This is a genomic window from Nocardiopsis chromatogenes YIM 90109 (assembly GCF_000341185.1).
Taxonomy (GTDB): domain Bacteria; phylum Actinomycetota; class Actinomycetes; order Streptosporangiales; family Streptosporangiaceae; genus Nocardiopsis_A; species Nocardiopsis_A chromatogenes.
Map to the genome: position 1 here is coordinate 1 of NZ_ANBH01000033.1, position 2,435 is coordinate 2,435.

General features: G+C 76.8%; 1 protein-coding gene and 1 pseudogene. Both read left to right on the forward strand.

Going from position 1 to position 2,435, the window contains the following annotated elements; all coding sequences use genetic code 11:
- Positions 1 to 207: pseudogene (locus D476_RS38155) on the forward strand (nucleotidyltransferase domain-containing protein); the annotation flags it as partial.
- Positions 208 to 633: 426 nt separating this feature from the next.
- Positions 634 to 2,229: an alpha-amylase family glycosyl hydrolase gene (locus D476_RS0102915; RefSeq protein WP_017622489.1), complete on the forward strand. Its 1,596-nt coding sequence runs from the start codon at positions 634 to 636 to the stop codon at positions 2,227 to 2,229.
- Positions 2,230 to 2,435: the final 206 nt, after the last annotated feature.

Consider the following 2,435-nt stretch of genomic DNA (forward strand, 5'->3'; position numbering starts at 1 on the left):
CAGGCGGCGCACGCCGTCGCCGCCGCACGGGGCCGATGGGTGACCAACGAGAAGACCCTGCTGGCGGCCACCGGCCTCCGCGAGATCGACGGGACGGTGGCCGGGCTCTTCCCCGACGGCGACACAGCGGAGGCCGTCGCCGCCGCGAAGGGCCTCATCGAATCGGCCCTCACCGAAGCCGGGAAAGAGCTCCCCGAGGAGCGCTGACCGCGCCGACGCCACCGGCGGCGCCGAGGAGGCCCGCTCAGACACGGGCGGGTCCTCGCCCACCGGGCAGCCGTCAGCCGGGGGAGCGGCGCGGTCCAGGCGGCCGTGGTCTCCGTCGGCGGGGCCCTCGGCCCCGGCCGTCCGGCCGACAGGCGGAGGCGCCGGTCGGGCCCCGGCAGGGGCGGGGAACCGCCTCTGGGCCGTAACGAACGTGCCGACCCGGGCGTACGGGACTCACCCCTCCAGAGGGCACGGTCCGGCCTCCCGGCGGCGGCGCGCACCACCCCGGGTGGCCGGTCGACGCCCCGCTGTGGCCGGAACCGGCCGCCACCGGGGTTACCGGGCCCATGCGCGGGCATCGGCTTGATCGGGGAGCAAGCCCGCACCCCTGCGCCCGCGTCCCGCCCACGGAGGACCGCACCGCCCATGGCCGACCGCACCCTGCGCCGCCCCCGCCCCGCCTGGCTCGACCAGGCCGTCCTCTACCAGCTCTACCCCCAGAGCTTCGCCGACTCCGACGGCGACGGCATCGGCGACCTGCGCGGCATCGCCGACCGCCTCGACCACCTGGAGCGCCTCGGCGTCGACGCCGTCTGGCTCAACCCGATCTTCGCCTCCCCCTTCCACGACGCCGGGTACGACGTCTCCGACTACCTCTCCCTCGCCCCCCGCTACGGCACCGACGACGACCTCGCCCACCTCGTCGAACAGGCGCGGCGGCGCGGCATCCGCGTCCTGCTCGACCTGGTCGCCGGGCACACCTCCGACCAGCACCCCTGGTTCAAGCAGGCCGCCCGCGACCCCGCCGACGACCGGTACATCTGGTCCGAGGAGCCCGTGCGCGGCTTCGTCCCCTCGCCCGGCCCCCGGCCCGGCCACTACCTGCCCAACTTCTTCTCCCACCAGCCCGCGCTCAACTTCGGCTACGCCCGCCCCCACCCCGACCAGCCCTGGCGCAGCCCCCTCGACGCCCCCGGCCCACGCGCCAACCGCCGCGCCCTGCTGGAGATCATGGACCACTGGCTCGGCAGGGGCGTCTCCGGATTCCGGGTGGACATGGCGCACTCGCTGGTCAAGGACGACCCCGGGCACCGGCGCACCGCCGAGGTCTGGACGGAGCTGCGCGCCCGCCTGGAGGCCGAGCACCCTGAGGCGGTACTGGTCGCCGAGTGGGGCGACCCGGCGACCTCGGTCCCCGCCGGGTTCCACGCCGACTTCCTGCTCCACTTCGGCGGCCCCACCCGAGGCGGCGCCCTGCGCTCCCTGTGGGACAACCGCTCCGGGACCGACCTGGGGCCGTGGAACGTCGCCGAGTCCACCTGCTACTTCGACGCCGGGGGCGGCGGCTCGGCCCGCACCTTCCTCAACGCCTGGCGCGCCGCCGCGGCCGCCGTCGGGGACACCGGGCACATCGCGCTGCCCACCTCCAACCACGACTTCTCCCGGCTCGCCTGCGGGCCGCGCACCCCCGAGCAGCTCCGCGCCGCCTTCGCGTTCGTGCTGACCTGGCCGGCGCTCCCGGCGATCTACTACGGCGACGAGATCGGCATGCGCTACGTGCCCGGACTGCCCGACACCGAGGGCAGCTCCACCGGGCCGGACCGCAACCGGGCCGGGTCGCGCACCCCCATGCAGTGGGACCGCACCCCCGGCGCGGGTTTCTCCACCGCCCCCGAGGACCGCCTCTACCTTCCCCTCGATCCCGACCCGGACCGGCCCGACGCCGCCTCCCAGTGGGCCGACGAGGGCTCCCTGCTCAACCTGGTGCGGCGGCTGATCGCGCTCCGCAAGGAGCACCCGGGCCTGGGCACCGGCGGCACCGCCGAAGTGGCCTACGACGGGTACCCGCTGGTGTACGAGCGGGACGGGCGCTACCTGGTGGCGGTCAACCCCCGCCGGGAGCCCGCCCGCCTGGCGCTGCCCGGGTACGGGTCGGCGCGCCCGCTGATCGCCGAGGGGGCCGAGTGCACCCGGACGGGGATCGAGGTGGACGGGTTCGGCTTCGGGGTCTTCCGGCTGTGACGGGGCCGGGGCGCGGGGGCGCGGGCCCGGGCCCACGCCCGGGCGTCGCCGGGCGGCCACCCGTGGGCCACCGGGCGGTCGGTTAGGGTCGGCACACTTCTCCACCGCCCCACACGACGACGAGAGGTGCGCATGAGCCCCCGCCCCCGATCCGCAGGCGCGGCCGCACTCGCGGCGGGCGCCCCCCCCCCCCCCCCCCCCCCCCC